General features: G+C 73.8%; 15 protein-coding genes. 6 read left to right on the top strand and 9 right to left on the bottom strand.

Translation table 11 applies throughout. The annotated features are described in order from the left end of the window. Nucleotides 1-57: 57 nt before the first annotated feature. Entirely contained in the window at nucleotides 58-1,374 is a 1,317-nt protein-coding gene (locus tag ABZX96_RS05995) for a copper amine oxidase (protein ID WP_355538512.1), read from the bottom strand. Between the two features lie 167 nt (nucleotides 1,375-1,541). Then, nucleotides 1,542-2,420 (bottom strand): Tat pathway signal sequence domain protein, encoded by an 879-nt coding sequence (locus tag ABZX96_RS06000; protein WP_355538515.1) that lies wholly within the window; start codon nucleotides 2,418-2,420, stop codon nucleotides 1,542-1,544. Between the two features lie 245 nt (nucleotides 2,421-2,665). On the opposite strand from ABZX96_RS06000, the gene glgX reads away from it, so the two are divergent. Then, nucleotides 2,666-4,942: a glycogen debranching protein GlgX gene (gene glgX, locus ABZX96_RS06005; RefSeq protein ID WP_355538518.1), complete on the top strand. Its 2,277-nt coding sequence runs from the start codon at nucleotides 2,666-2,668 to the stop codon at nucleotides 4,940-4,942. Between the two features lie 152 nt (nucleotides 4,943-5,094). Here glgX and ABZX96_RS06010 read toward each other — a convergent pair whose 3' ends face one another. Further along, nucleotides 5,095-5,547 (bottom strand): DUF1801 domain-containing protein, encoded by a 453-nt coding sequence (locus ABZX96_RS06010; protein ID WP_355538521.1) that lies wholly within the window; start codon nucleotides 5,545-5,547, stop codon nucleotides 5,095-5,097. 209 nt (nucleotides 5,548-5,756) lie between these two features. Further along, on the bottom strand, nucleotides 5,757-7,079 hold the full coding sequence (locus ABZX96_RS06015) for an MFS transporter (RefSeq protein ID WP_355538524.1): 1,323 nt from the start codon (nucleotides 7,077-7,079) through the stop codon (nucleotides 5,757-5,759). A 121-nt stretch (nucleotides 7,080-7,200) separates the two neighbouring features. Between ABZX96_RS06015 and treY the strand changes: the two genes are divergently transcribed. Continuing rightward, entirely contained in the window at nucleotides 7,201-9,615 is a 2,415-nt protein-coding gene (gene treY / locus ABZX96_RS06020; protein WP_355538527.1) for a malto-oligosyltrehalose synthase, read from the top strand. Between the two features lie 31 nt (nucleotides 9,616-9,646). On the opposite strand, the gene ABZX96_RS06025 is transcribed toward treY, so the two are convergent. Then, nucleotides 9,647-10,504, bottom strand: a complete 858-nt coding sequence (locus ABZX96_RS06025; protein WP_355538530.1) for a LysR family transcriptional regulator — start codon at nucleotides 10,502-10,504, stop codon at nucleotides 9,647-9,649. A gap of 200 nt (nucleotides 10,505-10,704) precedes the next feature. Between ABZX96_RS06025 and lpdA the strand changes: the two genes are divergently transcribed. Beyond that, a complete protein-coding gene (lpdA, locus tag ABZX96_RS06030) occupies nucleotides 10,705-12,192 on the top strand; it encodes a dihydrolipoyl dehydrogenase (RefSeq protein WP_355538533.1) in 1,488 nt (495 codons plus the stop codon). A gap of 546 nt (nucleotides 12,193-12,738) precedes the next feature. Then, nucleotides 12,739-14,643 carry a tetracycline resistance ribosomal protection protein Otr(A) gene (otr(A), locus tag ABZX96_RS06035; RefSeq protein WP_355538669.1) on the top strand — a complete coding sequence of 635 codons (1,905 nt, stop codon included), beginning with the start codon at nucleotides 12,739-12,741 and terminating at the stop codon, nucleotides 14,641-14,643. Nucleotides 14,644-14,726: 83 nt separating this feature from the next. On the opposite strand, the gene ABZX96_RS06040 is transcribed toward otr(A), so the two are convergent. Continuing rightward, nucleotides 14,727-15,272 carry a DUF1707 and FHA domain-containing protein gene (locus ABZX96_RS06040; RefSeq protein WP_355538536.1) on the bottom strand — a complete coding sequence of 182 codons (546 nt, stop codon included), beginning with the start codon at nucleotides 15,270-15,272 and terminating at the stop codon, nucleotides 14,727-14,729. A gap of 774 nt (nucleotides 15,273-16,046) precedes the next feature. Here ABZX96_RS06040 and treZ point away from each other — a divergent pair. Continuing rightward, nucleotides 16,047-17,921, top strand: a complete 1,875-nt coding sequence (gene treZ / locus ABZX96_RS06045) for a malto-oligosyltrehalose trehalohydrolase (RefSeq protein WP_355538539.1) — start codon at nucleotides 16,047-16,049, stop codon at nucleotides 17,919-17,921. Between the two features lie 126 nt (nucleotides 17,922-18,047). Here the strand turns inward: treZ and ABZX96_RS06050 are convergent, their stop codons facing one another. Continuing rightward, on the bottom strand, nucleotides 18,048-18,581 hold the full coding sequence (locus ABZX96_RS06050) for a type 1 glutamine amidotransferase domain-containing protein (protein ID WP_355538672.1): 534 nt from the start codon (nucleotides 18,579-18,581) through the stop codon (nucleotides 18,048-18,050). Between the two features lie 413 nt (nucleotides 18,582-18,994). On the opposite strand from ABZX96_RS06050, the gene ABZX96_RS06055 reads away from it, so the two are divergent. Continuing rightward, nucleotides 18,995-20,617: a PucR family transcriptional regulator gene (locus tag ABZX96_RS06055; RefSeq protein ID WP_355538542.1), complete on the top strand. Its 1,623-nt coding sequence runs from the start codon at nucleotides 18,995-18,997 to the stop codon at nucleotides 20,615-20,617. A 49-nt stretch (nucleotides 20,618-20,666) separates the two neighbouring features. Here ABZX96_RS06055 and ABZX96_RS06060 read toward each other — a convergent pair whose 3' ends face one another. Together ABZX96_RS06060 and ABZX96_RS06065 are read right to left on the bottom strand one after the other, a co-directional pair. Then, nucleotides 20,667-21,119 (bottom strand): hypothetical protein, encoded by a 453-nt coding sequence (locus ABZX96_RS06060; protein WP_355538545.1) that lies wholly within the window; start codon nucleotides 21,117-21,119, stop codon nucleotides 20,667-20,669. 118 nt (nucleotides 21,120-21,237) lie between these two features. Then, nucleotides 21,238-21,474, bottom strand: a complete 237-nt coding sequence (locus ABZX96_RS06065; protein ID WP_355538548.1) for a hypothetical protein — start codon at nucleotides 21,472-21,474, stop codon at nucleotides 21,238-21,240. Between the last annotated feature and the right edge of the window lie 23 nt (nucleotides 21,475-21,497).

Raw genomic sequence — 21,497 nt, forward strand, 5'->3', positions numbered from 1 at the left:
TGCGGGTCCGGGAGGCGGTGCAGCAGGACGGTCCGAGTCCTCTACCAACTCCCCTTGTCAGTACTGACCATTGTGATGGGACAGCGCGGGGGGAGTGAGCGGATTCATAGCGGTGACGTCACGCGGGGAGAGCTGGAAGCCCTGCCAGTGGACCGGCATGGGCTCCTGGTCCTCGTCCCGGGCGACGTGGTGGAACCCGACGTTCACCCAGGTGATGGGGTTCTTCAGGGCCTGACCGTTGACCCATTTGTCCACACTGTTCCCCACGCCGGGTCCGCAGTTGGCCAGGTTGTTGCTGGCGAACTGCTGGCAGTTGTAGTACTGGGTGAAGTAGATGTCGTGCTTGGTGAACCCGCGGCCGGTGTACTTGTCGGTGCGGCCCGGCACGATCTCGTACGAGCGCGGGTGGCCGTCCTTGTTCTTGCCGATGTCGCTCACCACCCGCCACCAGCGCATCGGGCCGGCGTCCCCGGCCAGCTCCTTGGTGACCGCCTTGCGGGTGGTCTTGGTCGTGGGGGTGCGCCCGTTGGGCTGGGTGGTGATCTTCGAGTCGTACTGTTCGACCTTGTTGGTGGAGGAACCGTCCAGACCGAAGTTCAGGCGCCAGAAGACGTTGTGGCTGTGGCTGGTGGCGTAGTCCTTGGCGCCCTTGCCGATCGGCCAGCCGCGGCCGTCGCCGGCGTCGTAGTCGCCCGGTGAGAGGGTGCCGGTCGCGCCGACCTGCGTGTTGATGGTGCCGTCGGAGGAGAACCGCCACTCGGTGATGTACTCGTACCAGCCGGTCTTGTTCACGGCGTAGACCAGCAGGTCCTTGCCCTGGCCCTGGTAGGTCGCGCCGGCCTCCCCCGGGTACTTGCCCAGCCGGTAGGCGTGGCCGCGGGCGCGGGTGGTGGCGCACAGGCCGTTGACGGTGGCGTGCGCGGGGTCCCAGGCTCCGGGCACCTTGACGGGCTTGATCGTGCCGCCGGGACACTCGGCCGGGAGCATCTCCTGCAGGCCCTGGGCGAAGCCCTGACCGGTGATGTCGTCGTACTCGTTGCCGCCGTCGTCGTAGGGGACGTGGATCTGGGCGAGCTTGGCGGTGGTGAGCACCTTGATGGGGGCGGGCTCGCCCTTGGGCTGGTAGGAGATGTCGTCCAGGACGAGTCCGGCGTTGCCCTCGTAGTGCCAGCACATCCGCCAGGTGGTGCCGCCGTCGAGGGTCTGGGTGATGCGGTAGGCGGCGCTGCAGTTCTGGACGGGCGGCGGGGCCGGGGCGGCGGGCGCGGCCTGCGCCGCGGGGCCGACCGCCAGGGCGGTGGTGCCCAGCAGCAGGGGGGCGGCGAGCGCCGCGGGGCGCCGGAGGCGGGCGCGGCGGGCGAATCTCTCACGCATGGGAAAGGCTCCTGTGAGGATGCGGGAAGCGGGCACGGCCGCCGGGGCGCGTGCTCCGCGCGGGATGGTCCGGGGCGACCGGGAGCCGGTCGCGGGGCGGCATGGCGTCGGGCCCGTCCAGCTCCCCTGCGAACGGGGGAAGGAACGGGCGGCGGGGCGGCTCGCCGTCAGGTCAGCCGGTTGACGGTGCCGGCGCTCAGGTCGATCACGAACTTCCGGGTGTCGATCCAGGGACCCCCGTCGCGGACCTTCGTGAACAGCCGGACGCAGCGATGCCGGCCGCATTCGCGCAGGTCGCCGGGTGCGGGGCCCTCCGCCAGGCCCCGGTAGACGAAACCGGTCACCGTGAGCTGGCCGGGCCCGGTGAGCGGCTTGCCCATGGCGTGCCGGTAGTCGCTCTTGACGTCCTTGCCGTGCGGTGAGGCGATCAGCAGCTCGGCCGCGCGGACGGCCTCGTTGTGGCTGGGCGGCGGCTGGACGCCGCGCTGGACGTCCGTCTTCTCGACCTCCCCGGAGCCGAGATTGACGATTTTTGTGACGAAGGTGTCGTTCTTGTAGTCGTACAGGGTGACCTGCGCCCGGCGGGGCGGGTCGGCGCGGTGCGCCTCGTCGGGGCCGAGTTCGGCCAGCTCGGTCAGCAGCCGCTCCGGGCCCCGGTCCCCCTTGACGTCCTCGCTGTTGTTCCGGAACGTACGGGGCAGCGCGAGGTCCTGCGCGCGCCGGAGTTCGTCGTCCGTGAGGGGGTCCCGGCCGGTGCCCGTCTTCCCCTGCTCCGGGGCGCGCTCGACCACACCGGGTTGGGCCCGCTGTCCCTGGGCGCCCTGCTCCCGCGCGTCCGCGCCCTGGCCCCCCTGCCCGTCCGCCCCGTTCCCGCCCGTCGAGCCGTTCCCGCCGGAGGCCGCCGCCGCGTTGCGCGGGTCCGCGGCCGAACCGGCGGCACCGGCGTCGCCGGGCAGCGTCACGGCGACCATCGCCGCGGTCGCGGCAGCCGCGATGGCCGCGCCCGCCACCACCTTGCCCAGGTGGCGGCGCACTAACTTCTGCACATTTCCCCCCTACTGCCGTATCGCTCATCAATGTCATCGGTCGTTCAGTAGGACGATCGGACATCAGTACGGGTTGCCCGCCATTTGGCGACCTTCTCGCCAAAATCCCGCACTGGCGACCGAGTTGGGGAAGTATTCCGGTTCGGCCCGCGACCGAAGGGTCATCCGACACGTCACCGAGGCAAGTCATCGGCACCATCAGCGAGGCGTCGCGGCGCCCTACGAGGAAGTGGAAGAGTCGACGCATGCAGGTCTGGCCGGGTCAGATGTATCCCCTGGGTGCCACGTACGACGGCGTGGGCACCAACTTCGCGGTCTTCTCCGAGGCCGCGGACCGTATCGAACTGTGTCTGCTGCACGACGACGGTTCGGAGACCGCCGTGGAACTCCGTGAGAACGACGCGTTCGTACGGCACGCGTACCTGCCGGGCATCATGCCCGGCCAGCGGTACGGCTTCCGGGCGCACGGCGCGTACCGGCCCGAGCAAGGGCTGCGCTGCAACTCCGCCAAGCTGCTCCTGGACCCCTACGCACGGGCGGTCAGCGGCACCATCGACTGGGACGAGGCGGTCTACGGCTACCCCTTCGGCAAACCGGACGCGCGCAACGACCGGGACTCCGCGCCGCACACCATGGCGTCCGTCGTGGTCAACCCGTACTTCGACTGGGGGGACGACCGGGCTCCCCGCACCGCGTACCACGAGACGGTCCTGTACGAGGCGCACGTCAAGGGCCTCACGATGCTCCATCCCGATCTGCCGGACGACCTGCGCGGCAGCTATGCGGCGCTGGCCCACCCCGCCGTCATCGACCACCTGACGGAGCTGGGCGTCACGGCGCTGGAGCTGATGCCCGTCCACCAGTTCGTCCACGACCACCGGCTGGTGGACGCCGGAATGGCGAACTACTGGGGCTACAACACCATCGGCTTCTTCGCCCCGCACAACGCGTACGCGTCCTGGGGCGACCGGGGGCAGCAGGTCCTGGAGTTCAAGTCGGCGGTGCGGGCGCTTCACCAGGCCGGGATCGAGGTCATCCTCGACGTGGTCTACAACCACACCGCCGAGGGCAACCACCTCGGGCCGACGCTCTCCTTCCGGGGCCTGGACAACGCCTCGTACTACCGGCTGGCCGACGACCCCCGGTACTACATGGACACCACGGGCACCGGGAACTCCCTGCTCATGCGCAGCCCGCACGTCCTCCAGCTGATCATGGACTCGCTGCGCTACTGGGTGCAGGAGATGCGCGTGGACGGGTTCCGCTTCGACCTGGCGGCCACGCTCGCCCGGCAGTTCCACGAGGTGGACCGGCTGTCGTCCTTCTTCGACCTGGTGCAGCAGGACCCGGTGGTCAGCCAGGTCAAGCTGATCGCCGAGCCGTGGGACGTCGGCGAGGGCGGCTACCAGGTGGGCAACTTCCCGCCGCTGTGGACCGAGTGGAACGGGAAGTTCCGGGACACCGTGCGCGACCTGTGGCGCGGCGAACCGCGCACGCTGGCCGAATTCGGCTCCCGGCTGACCGGCTCCTCCGACCTCTACCAGGGCGACGGCCGCCGCCCGCTGGCCTCCGTCAACTTCGTCACCTGCCACGACGGCTTCACCCTGCGCGACCTGGTCTCGTACAACGAGAAGCACAACGAGGCCAACGGCGAGGACAACCAGGACGGCGAGAGCTTCAACCGCTCCTGGAACTGCGGCGCGGAGGGGCCGACCGACGACCCCGAGGTGCGCGAGCTGCGGCTCCGGCAGATGCGCAACTTCATCGCCACGCTGATGCTGTCCCAGGGCGTGCCGATGCTCAGCCACGGCGACGAGTTCGGCCGCACCCAGCACGGCAACAACAACGCGTACTGCCAGGACACCGAGCTGTCCTGGGTGCGCTGGCCGGGCGCGGAACCGCCCGCCGGCCCGGCCGGCGAGCCGGGCCGCGCGCCGGGCGCCGCCGTGGGCGCCCGGCCCGCGGGCGCCCGGCCCGCGGGCGCGGCGGCCGAGCCGGCGGCGGGCGGGGTGGCGCAGGCCGAGGCCGAGGGAGCCGAGGAGAGGGCCGCGGACGACGAGGAGGCCCGGGAGCTGCTGGCGTTCGTCCGGCAGATGGTCTGGCTGCGGCGGGACCACCCGGTCTTCCGGCGCCGCCGCTTCTTCCACGGCCGCCCCGTCGAGGGCACCCACGACGACCTGTCGGACATCGCGTGGTTCACGCCCGAGGGCGAGGAGATGCGGCAGCGCGACTGGCAGGCGGCGCACGCCAAGTCGCTGAGCGTCTTCCTCAACGGCAACGCGATCACCGAGCCCGGGCCGCGCGGCGAGCCCATCACCGACGACTCGTTCCTGCTGATGTTCAACGCGCACGACGAGGAGAAGGAGTTCACGGTGCCGGTCAACCACGGGCGGCAGTGGCAGGCGGTGGTGGACACCGCCCGTCCGCAGTCGGTGGCGGACGGCGGCGGCGCGAAGGCGCAGGCCGGGGACCGGCTGTCGGTGATGGCCCGCAGCCTGCTGGTGTTGCAGCGGCCGGCGTAAGGGGCGGGCGAGGCGGGACCGGGGCCGCGTGGGTGCCGGGCGGGGCGGAACGCGGCCGGGGCCGGGCGGGACCGGGGCCGCGCGCCGCCGGGTGAGCTGAGGAGCGCCCGGGGCCGGGCCGGGCTCGCCCGGCCCCTTCGCCGGTCGCCCCCTCAGCTCACCGCCTGCTTCACGAGCGCGGCGATCCGCTCCTCCACCTCGGGCGTCACCTCGGTCAGGGCGAAACCAGCCGCCCACATCGTGCCCTCGTCCAGGTTCGCCTGGTCGCTGAACCCGAGCGTGGCGTAGCGCGTCTTGAACTTGGCCGCGCTCTGGAAGAAGCAGACGACCTTGCCGTCCCGCGCGTAGGCGGGCATCCCGTACCAGAGCTTCGGGGCCAGGACCGGGGCGTGGGCCTTGACGACGGCGTGGATGCGCTCGGCCATGATCCGGTCCGCGTCCGGCATGTCGGCGATCTTCGCGAGCACGTCCCGCTCCGCCTCCGCCTCCTTGTCCGCGCGCGAGCGGCGGCGCGCCGCCGTCTTTTGCTCCTGGGCGTGCTCCTTCATCGCGGCCCGCTCCTCGGCCGTGAATCCCTCGTACGCGCTGTTCTCGGTGCCGCTCATGACCGTTCTCCCCCGTGAGGATTCCGAAGTGCCTGATCTTGGAAGGGACCCTACCCGGGGGCACTGACAACGGGCCCGGCGCGCCCGTCCGTTCGAGGTCGTGCGGGTTCCGGCCGTGCCGTCGAGCGTCCGCCCGCCGGGCACGGGCGACGGGCCCGGCACGCCCCGAACGCGCGCCGGGGAGGGGCTGCCGCGGACGGCCCCGGCGGTCAGTGCCCCGATCGCCCCTCCCCCGAGGCGGCGGGCGCCGGTGAGGGCGCCGCGGCCGGCCCCGGCTCCGCCGGGCGCCCCGCGCCCCGGGCGGCCAGCGCGAGGACGAGGACCACAACGGCGGCCCCCACGGCGACCGCGAACGCGGCGGCCGGCCCGTACGCCTCGGCCAGCCGTCCCGAGGCCGCCAGCGCCAGGGCCTGGCCGCCCACGATCGCGCTGGTCAGGAAGGCCATGGACTCGGCCAGCCGGGCGGGCGGCACCACCCGTTCGGTGAGGCCGAAGATGGTGATCAGGTGGGGCGCGAAGGCCACACCCAGGACGATGACGACGAGGTAGAGCATCCCGAGGGACGCGACGAACAGCAGCGGCGCGGCCAGCGCCACCAGTCCCGCGGCGGCCACCCGCCGGCGCACCGGCAGCCCGATCCGGGCCGGCACCGCGGCCATCGCCAGCCCGGCGACGGCGCTCATGACGCCCATCGCGGCGTAGATGAGCCCGGCCTGTTCGGGCCGGCCCCACCGCTCGGTCAGGGCGGTGATCCCGGCCTGGCACGCCCCGAACATCGCCCCCTGGAGCGCCATGGAGACCCGCAGCGCGTGCACCGCCCGCGGCATCCGGGCACGGGCGCGACGGCGTGTCCGTACCGGACCGCGCCGCGTACGCGCCCCGTCCCTCCGCCCGCGCGACCGGCCCTCCCCGGTGTCCGCCCGCCCCGCCACCGCCGTCCGGTGCAGCGCGAAGGCCGTGCCGCAGCCGGCCAGCAGCGCCGCCGCCAGGAGCAGCGCCGCCGCCGGGTGGGCGACGGCGGCGGCCAGGCCCACCAGGGCGGGGCCCAGCACGAAGGACACCTCGTCCAGCGTCCCCTCCCAGGAGAGCGCCGTGGTGATCAGGCGCTCGTCCCCGCCCGCCCGGCGGGCCAGCGCGACCGTCCGGGTGCGGGCCAGCGGCCCGATCTGCGGCACACTCGCGCCCGCCAGCAGGCCGAGCAGCGCCAGCGGCGCCAGGGGGAGGCGGGCGAGGGCGGCCAGGACGAGCGCGGATACCGCCACCGCGTTGAGCCAGCAGGCGGCCAGGACGACCGGCCGCTGGCCGTGCCGGTCGGCGAGCCGTCCGATCAGCGGCCCGGCGACCGTCTGTCCGGCCGCCAGGGCGCCCCCCACCAGGCCGGCCGTGGCCAGACTGCCACTGGTCTTCGTCACCAGCAGCAAACTGCCAAGTTGGCACATGGCGGTCGGCAGCCGGCCGAAAAAGGACACGGCGGGCAGCAACGGCCCGCCCAGCGCGATCACCTTGCGGTAGGTGGCCAGTGCGGCGGTCATCATACGAACGTACTGGCGTGTGCCATGACCGTCGTACACACCGTACGTACGAACCCGCTCTTACGGACGGCGTCGCGGCTCGGAGGAAGCAACAAGCCGCCCGGCGGGTACGTCTGTTCCCATGACGGACGAATCCAGTGCGCCACCCACCGCCACCTACCGGCTCCAGCTCCAGCCGGGCCAGCCCTTCGCCGCCGCCGAGAAGGCGGTCCCGCACCTCGCCGCGCTGGGTGTCTCGCACCTCCACCTCTCCCCCGTCCTGGAGGCGGTGCCCGGATCCCTCCACGGGTACGACGTCGTCGACCACACCGCGATCCGCGCCGAACTCGGCGGCGAGGAAGGGCTGCGCGCGCTGTCCGCCACGGCCCGGGCGCACGGCCTGGGACTGGTGGTGGACATCGTGCCCAACCACATGGCGGTCCCGGCCCCGGAGTCGCTGAACGGGCCGCTGTGGGAGGTACTGCGCGACGGCCCGTCCTCCCCGTACGCCCGGTGGTTCGACATCGACTGGAACGCCGGGCACGGCGGCCGGGTCCTGCTGCCCGTCCTCGGCGGACGGCTGGGCGACGAACTCGGCAGCCTCCGCGTCGACGGGGACGTGCTGCGCTACCACGACCACGCCTTCCCCCTCCGGCCCGGCACCGGGAAGCTGCCGCTGCCCGAACTGCTGGCGGCCCAGTGGTACCGCCTGGCCTGGTGGCGGCTGGCCCGCAGCGAGCTGAACTACCGGCGCTTCTTCACCATCTCCGACCTGATCGGGCTGCGCGTGGAGGACCCGGAGGTCTTCGAGGCCACCCACGCCACGGTGCTGCGCCTGGTCCGCGAGGGCGTCGTCGACGGGCTGCGGGTGGACCACCCGGACGGGCTGGCCGACCCCGGCGGCTACCTGGCCCGGCTGCGCGCGGCCACCGGCGGGCGCTGGACGGTGGTGGAGAAGATCCTCACCGGCCGGGAACGGCTGCCCCAGGGGTGGGAGTGCGCCGGGACGACCGGATACGACGCGCTGCGGCACCTGGACGGCCTCTTCGTCTGCCCCCTGGGAGACGGCCAGCTCTTCTCCGTCTACAGGGACTTCGTGGCGCCGCTCGCCGACAGCGGCGGCGACTGGGAGGAGACGGTGCGCCGGTCCGCCTACGAAGTCGTCACCCACGACCTGGCCGCCGAGGTCGAGCGCCTGGTGCGCACGGCGGGCCGGATCGGCGATCGCCCGCCCTACCAGGGCGACCACGCGCCCTGGGCGCTGCGCACCGCGATCCGCGAACTCCTCGTCCGGCTGCCCGTCTACCGCCCCTACGCCGCCGATCCCACCCGCGCCGAGCACGACGCGGCGATGCTGGCCGGGGCGGCGGCCCGGGCACGTACGGTCTTCCGGGTGCCGGAGGAGGCGCGCGCCGTGGACCTGGTGCGGGACCTGGCGCTCGGGCTGTTCGGGGACGGGGAGGAGTGCGCCGAGTTCAGCGCGCGGTTCGCGCAGACCGCCTCCGCGCTGCGCGCCAAGTCCGTGGAGGACACCGCCTTCTACCGGTACGTGCCCCTGCTGTCGGCCTGCGAGGTCGGCGGGGACCCGGGGGCACCCGCCGTGGGCGTGGACACCTTCCACGCCTTCTGCGCCCGCCTGCACCGCGACTGGCCGCTGACCGGAACGGTCCTGTCCACCCACGACACCAAACGCAGCGCGGACGTCCGGGCCCGGATCGCCACGCTCACCGAGTGCCCGGAACGGTGGCGGGACGTCCTGATGGAGGTCACCGCGCGCACCGCCGGCGGCGAGGACGCCCGCGCGCCGGACCGGCAGGTCGCCTGGACCGCCTGGCAGACCGCCTTCGGGCTGGGACGCCCGTCCGCCGAGCGGCTGATCCCCTCGGTCCTGAAAGCCGTGCGCGAGGCGGGCCTGTACACCTCCTGGACCGAGCGGGACCCCGCCTACGAGGACGCCGTCACCGACTTCCTGCGCGCGGGCCCCTGCGGACCGGCCGCCGCCGCGCTGCGCGCGCTCGCCGACGACCTCGCCCCGTTCGTCCGCGCCAATGTCCTGGGGGCGGCGCTGCTGCACCTGACGATGCCCGGCGTCCCCGACCTCTACCAGGGCACCGAACGGGAGTACTCCGCCCTGGTCGACCCGGACAACCGCCGCCCGGTCCGCTTCCGGCCCGACCTGCTCGCCGCGCTGGACGGCGGCGCCCCGCCGCACGACCTGTCCGGCGAGAAACTGCTGATCACGGCGGCGGCGCTGCGACTGCGCCGGGCGCATCCGGAATGGTTCGGCCCGGAGGGCACGTACACCGCCCTGCACGCGGAGGGCCCGGCGGCCGGGCACTGCGTGGCGTTCGCCCGCGCGGGCCGGATGGTGACGGTGGCGACCCGGCTCTCCCTGAGGCTCGCCGACGAGGGCGGCTGGGGCGGCACGGAACTGCCACTGCCGGGGGACGGGGTGTGGCGGGATGCGCTCACGGGGCGTGAGGTACGGGGCCACACGGCGCGGTTGGAGGATCTGCTCGGGCGGTATCCGGTGGCGTTGCTGGTGGCGGCAGCATGAGTGCGCCTGGCGGGATTCCCGCCAGGCGTCCTTACCGCAGCAGCTCCACGAACTCCGCCGCCGCCCCCGTGAGTGCCACCCGCGAGAACGCGGTGATCTCACGGCGGTACGGCGGGTCGGTGGGAACGGCCGCGCAGTCCAGGCCGGTCAGCTCGTGCGAGGCCGTGAGCAGCACGCCGACCCCGGCCGCCGCCATCCGGACCGCCGTGGAGGTGTGCTGCGTACGGACCGCCGTACGGGGCGCGAAGCCCGCCCGTTCGCACGCGATGTCCAGCCACAGCCGGCCGTCGAGGACCGGCTCCAGCGCGCAGCGCACCCAGGGCCGGTCCGCCAGGTCCTTGAGGGTCACGAACGCGCGGGCGGCCAGCGGGTCGTCGCGCGGCACGACGAGCACCAGCTCCTCCTCCCTCAGAACGGTGACCGGCCCCTGCCACTCCTTGGGCGGCGGCCCGACGGCCACGTCCGCGACCCCGCGCTCCATGCGCTCGTACAGCTCCTGGTCGGTGGCGAACTCGTGGAGCACCAGGCGCACGCCCGGATGCTCCCGCCGCCAGCGCAGGCAGGCTTCGGGGAGCACCCCGATGGCGTGCGCGTGGACGGTGGCGATGTGCAGCTCGCCGCTCTCGGCGCCGGCCGCCGCCATCGCCGCGCGGCGGGCCTGCTCGGCGCTGCGCACGGCGAGTTCGGCGTGCGGGAAGTAGGCCCGGCCCATGGGCGTGAGCCGCACCCCGCGCGTCATCCGCTCCAGCAGCGGGCCGCCGACCTCCCGTTCCAGCGCCTTGATCTGGTGCGACAGCGCGGACTGCGTGACGTGCAGGACCTCGGCCGCCCGGGTGAAGGATTCCTCCTCGACCACCGCGACCAGGTACTCCATCTGCCGCAGACTCATCCGCGTCCCCCTCGGTTCCGTCGTTCGCCGCCCTGAAAGGCCCCTGGGAGGCCCCCTGAGAGGCGCGCTGAAAAGCCCCCTGAGAAGCCGCTCGGAAGCTCTTGAGCAGCCCGCTCACCAGCGCACATGCAGAGTGCTCATCACCTCCATGGAAACATTGCCTTGGACGCGTCACCGCAGGCGGGCGCAGGCTGACCGGCATGAACAGCACTCCTTTCACCGCGGTCGAAGCCCCCGTCACCCCCGCCTCCGGCACCGCTCCCGAAGAGACCGACGTCATCGTCATCGGCGGCGGCACGGGCGGGTACGGCACCGCCCTGCGCGCCGCGGCGCTCGGCCTGCGCGTGGTGCTCGCCGAACGCGACCTGGTGGGCGGCACCTGCCTGCACCGCGGCTGCGTCCCCAGCAAGGCGATGCTGCACGCCGCGGAGCTGGTGGACGGGATCGCGGAGGCGCGCGAGCGGTGGGGCGTCAAGGCCACCGTGGACGCCGTGGACTGGCCGGCCCTGGTCGCCACCCGGGGCGACATCGTCGCCCGCAACCACAAGGGCGTGGAGGGCCACCTCGCCCGCGCCGGGGTGCGGGTGGCGCGCGGCACGGCGCGGCTGACCGGGACGCGCACGGTCGTCGTCGAGGGCGAGGGCGGCGGGGCGTTCACGGCCCGGCGCGGGATCGTGCTGGCCACCGGTTCGCGGCCCCGGCTGCTGCCGGGCCTGGTGCCGGACGGCCGGCGGGTGGTCACCAGTGACGACGCGCTCTTCGCGCCCGGACTGCCGGAGTCCGTACTGGTCCTGGGCGGTGGCGCCATCGGCGTCGAGTACGCCTCCTTCCACCGCTCCATGGGCGCCGAGGTCACCATCGTCGAGGCCGCGGACCGGCTGCTGCCCCTGGAGGACGAGGACGTCAGCCGCCACCTGACGCGCGGTCTGAAGAAGCGCGGCATCCAAGTGCGGACGGGGTCCCTGCTGACCGATACGAAACTGCCAACCAACGGCGTTCGGGCCACCGTCCGCACACCCAAGGGCGACGAGGTCGTGCTGACCGCCGAACGACTGCTGGTGGCCGTCGGGCGGACGCCGGTCACGGACGGGCTGGGCCTGGAGGCGGCCGGGCTCTCGACGGACGAGCGGGGCTTCGTGCCGCCCGCCGACTGGTCGCGGCTGGAGACCGCCGTACCCGGCATCCACGTGGTGGGCGACCTGCTCCCGCCGCCGTCGCTGGGGCTGGCGCACGCCTCGTTCGCCGAGGGGCTGCTGGTCGCCGAGACGCTGGCGGGCATCCCGTCCCGCCCGGTGGACTACGCCGCCGTGCCCCGCGTGACGTACTCCAGCCCGCAGACCGCCTCCGTCGGGCTCACGGAGGCCGAGGCGCGGGCGCGGGGCATCGAGGTGAAGGTCAACTCCATGCCGCTGACGGCCGTGGCCAAGGGCATGGTGCACGGGCAGGGCGGCATCGTGAAGGTCGTCGCGGCGGCGGACGGGGCGGGCGGCGAGGCCACCGGCGCGGTGCTGGGCGTCCACCTGGTGGGACCGCACGTCTCCGAGATGATCGCGGAGAGCCAGCTCATCGTGGCCTGGGACGCCGAGCCCAGCGACGTGGCCCAGCACGTCCACGCGCACCCGACGCTCTCGGAGGCGGTCGGCGAGACGTTCCTGACGCTGGCGGGGCGGGGGCTGCATCAGCACTGAGGGCGGTCAACGGGAGGCCGGGCGGGCGGGACGCGCGGGACGGTGAGGACCACCGCGGTCCCGGCCGCGTCCGGTGCTCGACCTCGAAGCGCCCGGGGCGACGGCCCCGACCGGCCCGACCGACACGCCCGGCCCGCGGCCCGCGCAGCGCTCGGCCCGACCGATCCGTCCGGCTCGCCCCATCCGCGCCCGGCCCGCCCGGCCCTCATCCGGTCCCCTGACGCGGAAATTCGCTTGCACGGTCGGCGTACGCACCTGGCAGCATGGGCCCGTACGGCGCGTACGCCCGTACGGATGGCGACACGCCCGCGCGCATTCAGACAGTCCCCGTACGCGATCCCCCCCATTCCAGCCAGGCAGGAGCAGACATGCGGCGATTCCTCGGAACCCTCCAGCGCCCTTACCGGACGACGATTTCCGAGGTCCCGACCCGCCATGCACTCCACCACCCGGCCCACCTCTGGGCCCGCCCTTAGCCCTGCCGCCCCGCGGACCGACCGCGGACCCCGCCGACCGTCGCCCGTCCCCGTACGGCGCACGGTCAGCATCGGCATCCTCGCCCACGTGGACGCCGGCAAGACCAGCCTGACCGAGCGGCTGCTGTACGACACCGGCGCCATCGCCCGCCTGGGCAGCGTGGACGGCGGCGACACCCGCACGGACACCGGCGCCATCGAGCGGCAGCGCGGGATCACCATCCGTTCGGCCGTCGTGTCCTTCACCGTCGGCGACGTGCGGGTGAACCTGATCGACACCCCGGGCCACGGCGACTTCATCGCCGAGGTCGAACGCGCCCTCGGGGTCCTGGACGGCGCGGTCCTGCTGCTGTCCGCCGTCGAAGGCGTGCAGGCGCGCACCCGGGTGCTGATGAAGACGCTGCGCCGGCTGCGGCTGCCGACGCTGTTCTTCGTCAACAAGATCGACCGGTCCGGCGCCCGCGGCGACGACCTGCTCGCCGACATCCGCCGCACCCTCGCGCCCGCCGTCCTGCCCCTGACGGCCGTACGCGACGCGGGCACGCCGGCCGCCCGCGCGGTCCCCCTGGATCTGGCGGACCGGGACGTGCGGGAGCGGGCCACCGAGATCCTCGCGGAGGCGGACGAGACGATCCTCGCCCGTGCCGTCGACGGCCCGCCGCCCACGCCCGACGACCTGCGGCGGGCGCTCGCCGCCCGCACCGCCGACGGCAGCCTGCACCCGCTCTGGTTCGGTTCCGCCCTCACCGGCGAGGGCGTGGCCGCGCTCGTCGAGGGGATGACCCGGCTGATCCCGTCACCGCCCCCGGGCGCGGACGGTGCCGGGGCCGCTGCCGGGCCGCGCGGCACGGTGTTCGCCGTGGAGCACGGCCCCCAGGGGGACAAGCGCGCCTACCTGCGCCTGTACGAGGGCGAGCTGGCGCCCCGCCGGCAGATCGTCCTGGCCCGCCGTGAACCGGACGGGGCGACGTCCCGTCTGGAGGGCCGGATCTCCGCGCTGGAGGTGGTGGGACGGCCGGCGAACGACCGCGGCCCGCTGATGGCGGGCGACATCGCCGTCGTCCGCGGCCTCCCCGGCATCCGCGTCGGCGACCACCTGGGCGAGGCCCCGCCCGCCTCCCCCGACGCGCTGTTCTCCCGCCCGACGCTGGAGACCGTCGTACGCCCCCGGGACCCGGCGGCGGCCGGCGCCCTGCACGCCGCCCTGCGGGCCATGGCCGAGCGGGACCCGCTGCTGCACGCCCGTCCCGCACCCGGCGGCGCCACGTCGGTGCTCCTGTACGGGGAGGTGCAGAAGGAGGTCATCGCGGCGACGCTCGCCGCGGACCACGGCATCGAGGCCGAGTTCGCGCCGAGCCGCGTCGTGTGCGTCGAACGGCCGGTGGGCACCGGCGAGGCGTACGAGGAGATCGCCCGGCACGACCACGTCGGCTTCTGGGCCACCGTCGGCCTGCGCGTCGAGCCGGGGCCGAGGGGGTCGGGCGTGACCTTCGGTTACGAGACCGAACTCGGGGCGCTCCCGCACGGATTCCACCAGGCCATCGAGGACACCGTGCGCCGGACGCTGCTGGACGGACCGCGGGGCTGGGCGGTGACGGACTGCCGCGTCACCCTCACCCGCTCCGGCTACGCCAGCCCCGTCAGCACCGGGACCGACTTCCGGGGCGTGACCCCGGTCGTCCTGCGGCGGGCCCTCCAACAGGCGGGGACCCGGGTCTACGAGCCGTACCACGTCTTCGAGGCGGAGGTCCCGCTCGACGCCATGGCCCCGGTGGCCGGACAGTTGGCCGCCCTCGGGGCGGAGCTGCGGGAGACGACGGGCGGGCGCACCTCCTGGCTCCTCACCGGCACCCTCGCCGCCCGCCATGTCGCGACGGCCGAGCAGCGGCTGCCCGGGCTGACCCGCGGCGAGGGCGTGTGGATGTCCCACCCGGCCGGCCCGGCGGGCGACCGACCGCTGCGGGAGTGGGTGTAGCGGGTCTCAGGGTGCCTCACGTGCCGCCCTACCGGTCCCCGGACACGGGCCGCCCTCCTCCGGGGACCGGTAGGACGACAGGCTCACCGATGGGTCAGGCGGTAATCCACGTGCCCGAAGGTGACCTGGTCACCGGGCCGGACGATGACCTCGCCCACCACCCGCCGCCCGTTGAGGCAGGTGCCGTTCGTGGAGCCGAGGTCGCGCAGCACCCAGCCGTCGTCCGTGGCGCGCAGTTCGGCGTGCAGCCGGGACACCGTCTCGTGGTTGAGCCGCAGCCCCGCGCCGGGCGCCCGCCCTATCAGCAACGGCACCGGTCCCGGCGCGGGCAGCAGCAGCTTGGGCAGCCGCTCCGCGTGCCAGGCCCCGCGGATCTTGAGAGTGAACGCCGAGAGCTTGCCCACCGCCCGCAGCACCGCGGCCTGGACCTTGCCGCGCGACGCCAGGTCCTCCGTCGCGGCGAGGAGCTCGGAGCGGTGCCGCGCGGACAGGACGAGTTCCAGCCGTCGCATGAAGGTGTCCTGGGACAGCCGTCCCTGGGCCACGCCCTCGCGCAGCAGTTCCAGGGCTCGTTCCCGGTCGGCTTCCGAGGGGCGCGCCGGCAGCGCCGGGAACTCAAGGGAGGTCATGCACCGGATTGTCCGGCGCCGCTGTTCCGCTGTCCAGCCGCGATGCCTGTGACCGGCGGGAACGTGGCTGTGGCGGGGGCGGCGGCAGTCCTGACGGCGTGGCAGGACCAGCGCGTTGGCCGGCACCTTGGCAGCCACATCGCAAGCATGCTGCCACGGTGGGGGTGTCAACGTTCCCGACGGGGCATCAGGAAGCACCGTGGCTGACACGTTGGCAGCCACACCGCAAGCATCCCGCCACAGCGAGGATGGCAGCATCCCTGATGGCGCACCACGACCTGCCATGACTGACGCCTTGGCAGCCACACCGCAAGCATCCTGCCACGGTGGGGATGACAACAGCCTTGACGGTGAGGCAGGACAGCAACGCGGCCGACGCCCTGTCAGCCACACCGCAAGTGTCCTGCCACAGCGGGGCGCCAATACTCCCGATGGACCGCCAGGGCGCAGCACCGTGACTGACACGTTGGCAGCCACACCGCAAGCACCCTGCCACAGCGGAGCGCCAACACTCCCGACGGACCGCCAGGGCAGCACCGTCACTGACACGCTGGCAGCCACATCGCAAGCATCCCGCCACCCGCCCCACCGGACGGCCCAATGATGGCGGTATCCGTCGAGCCGGGCTGTCCCCCGGCGCGGGAGCGTGCTTTCTTCGTTGAACCCACGGACAACCCGACTCGGGCGAGCCGATACAGACGAGCCGATACAGACAAACCGGCCCCAGGGGAGCCGGCGCAGACAGGCGAGTGAGCGATCAAGGAGGACCGTGCCGTGTTCTTCGAGGTGTGGGCGCCGGACGCCGAACGGGTCGCGCTGTGGTGGCGGCGCCACGGCCAGGAGGGCGCGGCGGGCACGACCGTTCCCATGGAGCCCGATCCGCGTCGCCCGGGGTGGTGGCGGGGCGAGGCCCCGGCCGGCCACCACGACCGCTACGCCTTCCGGCTGGACGACGGCCCGCCGCTCCCCGACCCGCGCGCGGCCCGCCTCCCGGAGGGGCCCGACGGCCCGGGCGCGGTCGTCGAACACGACCGCTTCACCTGGCGGCACCGGTGGACCGGCCGCCCGCTGCCCGGCGCCGTCCTGTACGAGCTGCACATCGGCACGTTCACGCCGGACGGCACCTTCGACGCCGCCGCCGCGCGCCTGCCCCACCTCGCCGACCTGGGGATCACCCACGTCTCCCTAATGCCGGTGTGTCCCTTCCCCGGGGTGCACGGCTGGGGGTACGACGGGGTCGCCCCCTGGGCGGTGCACGAGCCGTACGGCGGGCCGGAGGGGCTCAAGCGGTTCGTGGACGCGGCGCACGGCCACGGGCTGGGCGTCGTCCTGGACGTCGTCCACAACCACCTCGGCCCGTCTGGCAACCACCTGCCCGCCTACGGGCCGTACTTCACCGAGACGCACCACACCCCCTGGGGCGCCGCGGTCAACCTGGACGCGCCCGGCTCCGACGAGGTCCGCGCCTACCTCGTCGGCAGCACGCTCGCCTGGCTGCGGGACTACCGGATCGACGGCCTGCGGCTGGACGCCGTGCACGCGCTGCACGACACCCGCGCCCGCCACTTCCTGGCGGACCTCTCGTACGAGGTGGACGCGCTCGCCGCCCATCTGGGACGGCCCCTCTTCCTGATCGCCGAGTCCGACCTCAACGACCCCCGCACCACCGCGCCCCGCGCCCACCACGGCCACGGCGTGCACGCCCAGTGGAACGACGACTTCCACCACGCCCTGCACACCGCCCTCACCGGCGAGTCCCAGGGGTACTACGCCGACTTCGCGCGCGCCCCGATGGCCGCCCTCGCCAAGACGCTGCGCGGCGGCTTCTTCCACGACGGCACGTACTCCAGCTTCCGCGGCCGGTCCCACGGCCGCCCGCTGGACCCGCGCACCGTGCCCGCCCACCGGCTGCTCGCCTACGCCCAGACCCACGACCAGATCGGCAACCGCGCCCTGGGCGACCGGCTCGCCGCGCACCTGTCCCCCGGCCTGCTCGCCTGCGCCGCCGCGCTCGTCCTGTGCGCCCCGTACACGCCAATGCTGTTCATGGGCGAGGAGTGGGCCGCGGGCACGCCCTGGCAGTACTTCACCGACCACCCCGATCCGGAGTTGGGCGAGGCGGTGCGCACCGGCCGGCGCCGCGAGTTCGCCGCCCACGGGTGGCGGGCGGAGGACATCCCCGACCCGCAGGATCCGGCCACCTGGGAACGTTCCTGCCTGGACTGGTCCGAACCGGCCCGCGCCCCCCACGCCGCCCTGCTCGCCTGGTACCGCACGCTCATCGCCCTGCGTCGCACGCTCCCCGCGCTCACCGACCCGGACCTGTCCCGCGTCGCGGTCACCTACGACGAGGGCGCCCGCCATCTGTGCCTGCGCCGCGGCCCCGTACGGCTGGCGGTCAACCTCCATCGGGACCGCGCGGCGCGACTCCCCCTCGTGTCCGGATCGGCGCGCCTTCTGGCGGCCTGGCCGCCTTCCGACGGGGACGGGCCGGTCGTGACCCCAGGGGGTACGGTCCGGCTGCCGCCGGAGTCTGTCGCCGTCCTGGTCACGGAGGACGAGAACGCGGAGCACGCGGACGAGAACGCGGAGCACGGGAACACGGAGGACGGGAACCGGCCCGACGGCCCTGGCCCGGCGCGCGCTTGAAAGGGCACAGCGGCATGAGGACGCCCCGCCCGGAAGCGAATGTCCCGGGCGGGGCGTCCACCGTCGTCCCGCGTCACCGCCGCCTCGCGCATCCCGACCTGACGGGACTCCGGACTTCCCCGTGCCCTACTTCCGGAACTCCGGAACGAAGGTCTCGCAGAACACCTTCAGGTCGTCCGGCTTGCGGCTGGTGATCAGCGTGTTCGGGCCGTTCTTGTCGACCTTGACCTGTTCGTCGACCCATGTCGCGCCCGCGTTGCGCAGGTCCGTCTGCAGGCTCGGCCAGGAGGTCATCGTCCGTCCGCGCACCACGTCCGCCTCGATCAGCGTCCACGGCGCGTGACAGATCGCCGCCACCGGCTTGCCCGCCGAGAAGAAGCCCTTCGCGAAGGCGACCGCCTTGGGGTTCAGGCGCAGCGCGTCAGGGTTGGCCACGCCGCCCGGGAGCACCAGCCCGTCGAACTCGTCCACCGACGCCTGCTCCACGGTCTGGTCCACCGGGAAGGTGTCGGCCTTGTCGAGGTGGTTGAAGGCCTGTACGCGGCCGGAGTCGGTGGAGATCAGCTTCGGCGAGCCGCCGGCGTCGATCACCGCCTGCCAGGGCTCGGTCAGCTCGACCTGCTCGATGCCTTCCATCGCCACGAGAAACGCCACCTGCATACCGCTCACGTCCTTCCGTTACGTCTCGTTGCGTCGTGTTCCGTTTCGCTACGTTGCGTTTCGGTCCGGTGTCGCCGATTCCCCTTTCCCCGCGCCCGGGGCCGGTCGTCCCGGTGGGCCGGTGGGACCGGTGGGCCGGTGGGACCGGTGGGCCGGTCGACCCTGGGAGCCGATGGGGACGAGCACCACGTGCCCACGGGCTCCCCCGGCACCCCTACGGGTTCCCGCCCACCGGCTTCCCATTTCGGAGAAACGTTCGGTTTTTCTCGCGCCTCAGCAACCGGTGCCCCGTCCACCGACGCCCCAAAACACCCGGACGCCCCAAATCCCACGCCATGTGACGACGCCCCTCCGCGATGGGCCGGCATTCTCCCCACCGTCCACCCTCCGTCCACCTCATGGACACTGTGTCCATGCCCCTGCGAATCGCCGACCTCCTCGCCCGCCCCGGCCTCCACCTCGCGGCGGCCTACGAGTTTCCGGCCGGGCTGCTGGACCGCACCATCCAGGCCGCGGCCGTGTCGGACCTGCCGCGGCCCGGCAAGTGGCTCCAGGGCGGCGAGCTCCTGATGACCACCGGCCTCCTGCTGCCCATGGAGCCCGCGGCCTGCCGGGCGTACGTGCGCGATGTCGCCGAGGGCGGCGCCGTCTGCCTCGCCCTCGGGCTCGGGCAGGGGCTGCCCTGCCAGGACGCGCCGCGGCCGCTGGTCGAGGCGGCGCGCGCGGCGGGGCTGCCGCTCCTCACGGTGCCGGACGGGGTGCCCTTCATCGCCGTCACCAAGGCGGTCTTCGACGCGCGGGCCGACGAGCAGCGCGCGGCGCTGCACCGCGCCTTCGCCACCCAGCGGCGGCTGACGGCCGCCGCGGCGGACGGTGGGCTGCGGCCCACGCTGGCGGAGTGGACGGCCGCCACCGGCGTCGGCGCCACCGTCCTCGATCCGCTCGGCCGCCTGCTCGCCACCGGAGACGGGAACGGGAACGGAGACGGGGACAGGGACGAGGACGCCCCACCCGCCGCGGCCCGCGACCTCATCGAACGGGTGGCCGCCCACGGACTGCGCGGCAGCGCGTCCGGAACGGCCGGCGGCCGGTACCTGGAGGTCCAGCCGCTGGGCGCCCGGCGGCTGCGCGGCCTGCTGCTGCTCACCGGGCGCCCGGACGCGGCGGCCCGGCCCGTCGTACCGGGCCTGGTCTCGCTCCTCTCCCTGGAGCTGGAACGCCGCCATCTGATGGACGAACCCGAGCGCCGCCGCCGCTCCGCCCTCGTCTCCGACCTCCTCACGGCCGACTCCCCCGAACACTGCCAGCACATCCTGACCTCGGCCGGACTGTCGGCAGAGCGGGTGCGGGCGGTGGTCGTGGAGGTGGCGGGGGACCGGACGGAGCGGGCGCCGAAGCCGGAAAGGCCCGACGCCGGACCGGAACGCGACCGCCCCGGCGACCGCCCCGGCACCGGCCGCGGCACGGAAGCCGCTGCCCACGAGACCGCCGCCGACCTGGCGCTCGCGCTCCCCGGCGGGCTGGTGCGGGTGGCGGACGGCCGGGTGGAGGCCGTGGTGGGCGAAGGGCTGGACGTCCGGGAGATCCTCGGCCGCTTCGCCCCGGGGTGCCCGGCGGGCATCGGGCCGCTCACCGCCCCCGAGACCGTACGGGTCTCGCTGCGCCAGGCCGCCGGACTGCTCGCCGTCAGCCGGACCCGCGGCGAGCCGGTGGAGGCCCGGCAGAGCCACTCCGGCCGCCTGCTGCTGGACCTGGGCGACCGCCGCACCCTGCACGGCTACGCCGACGCGGTACTGGGCCCGCTGGACCTCGCCGACCACGGCGAGGACCTGGTGACAACCCTGGCGGTATGGCTGGAGACCGGCGGCTCCTGGGACACCACCAGCCGCCGCCTCGCCGTCCACCGCCACACCGTCCGCAACCGCCTGGACAAGGCGATGGCCCTCACCGGCCGCCGCCTGGACGACCCCGACGACCGCTTCGACCTGTGGCTGGCGACCCGCATCCGTGGAGGCGGGGACACTGGAGGTGCGTGAAGGCAGCCCGGTTCCGGCCCACGCCCCGGCGGTCCCGCCGCTTGCTCGTCTATACGGACACGACATGCACGTCGGGCGGGTTCAGGACATCGAGGTACGCCTGAAGATCGCTGGGGTCACTGGTGAAAATTATGGCGCCATCGTGTTTGGCCGCCGCGAACGCCACCCAGGCAGCCACCGCGTCCGGCCTCTTCTTGCCCTCCAGGCTCACCGCCCCCAAGGCCGTACCCACTCGTCGCCAGTCGGCGAGATCCGGCCCTGTGGCGCAGGTGAGGCACTCAGGCACACCCGCCCCCGTCTCCCGCATCGGGCGCGGACCGCTCCGCGCCTGCGGAACGCAGCAGTCCCTCAGGATTCCGGCCAGGGCGTGGACCACCGACGGACGGGGACGCCCGACCCGCGCGAGCACCGGGCCCAAGACGAGGGCCCGGTGCGGATGCGCACGGAGGTCCTTGTGAATGCGCACCGCCTTCGGTTTCCTGTCGGCAGGTGCGAGGAGCATGCCACGGTCGTACACAGGGACGCGTGCGCTCACGCCACCTGCCCTTCGGACATACTGGTGCGGTCGGTCCCGTAGGCGAGTGCCGGGGCGGCTTCCACCTCCCGCAGCTCCTGTTCCGTCAGGGCCTCGGGCTCTTCCTCAGGCTCCGCGGGCAAGGCCGCGGCCCCGCCTCGGCCGCCGCGATCAGCGCGTCCACACCGGCGAACCGCGCCTCTATGGCCTCCGTCTCCGCCATCTGCCGAACGGCGGCGTGGACCAGGTGCGCCGACACGTCCATACCGCACCGCTCGGCGTGCTGCCTGATCCGCTCGGCCCGCTCCTGATCGAGGCTGATACTCATCCTGGCCTTGGCCATGGCGACAGCGTATGACGCGCAAT

Source organism: Streptomyces sp. NPDC003077 (assembly GCF_040611095.1).
Classification (GTDB): Bacteria; Actinomycetota; Actinomycetes; order Streptomycetales; family Streptomycetaceae; genus Streptomyces.